This is a genomic window from Intrasporangium chromatireducens Q5-1, assembly GCF_000576575.1.
GTDB classification, from domain to species: domain Bacteria; phylum Actinomycetota; class Actinomycetes; order Actinomycetales; family Dermatophilaceae; genus Intrasporangium_A; species Intrasporangium_A chromatireducens.
In genome coordinates, this window is record NZ_AWQS01000567.1 from 1 (window position 1) to 600 (window position 600).

General features: G+C 70.5%; 1 protein-coding gene. It reads left to right on the forward strand.

Translation table 11 applies throughout. The features are described from left to right. Positions 1–600 (forward strand): LLM class flavin-dependent oxidoreductase (locus N864_RS22915; protein ID WP_034723054.1); only part of this gene is annotated, 600 nt, incomplete at both ends.

Sequence of the window (600 nt, forward strand, 5' to 3'; positions counted from 1 at the left end):
TCGTGCTCGGCATCGGCACCGGCGAGGCCCTCAACGAGGTCGCCGTCGGCGCGGCCGGCTCTCCCTGGCCCGACTTCAAGGAACGCTTCGCCCGGCTCCGCGAGGCGGTCCGGCTGATCCGGCAGCTGTGGACCAACGAGCGGGTCTCCTTCGACGGGGAGTTCTACCGCACCCACGACGCGACCGTCTACGACCGGCCCGCCCAGCCCGTCCCGATCTACATCGCCGCCGGCGGCCCCCTGGTGGCCCGCTACGCCGGCCGCGCCGGCGACGGGTTCATCTGCACCTCCGGCAAGGGCCGCGACCTCTACGAGGACAAGCTGCTGCCCGCCCTCGACGAGGGCCTGACCAAGTCCGGACGCACCCGCGACGACATCGACAAGATGATCGAGATCAAGCTGTCCTACGACCGCGACCCCGACCAGGCCCTGCACAACTGCCGGTTCTGGGCCCCCCTGTCACTGACCGCCGAGCAGAAGCACGGCGTGCACGACCCGATCGAGATGGAACGCCTCGCCGACCAGCTGACCGACGAGCAGATCGCCTCCCGCTGGATCGTCACCGCCGACCCCGACCACGCCGTCGCCCAGATCAAGCAGT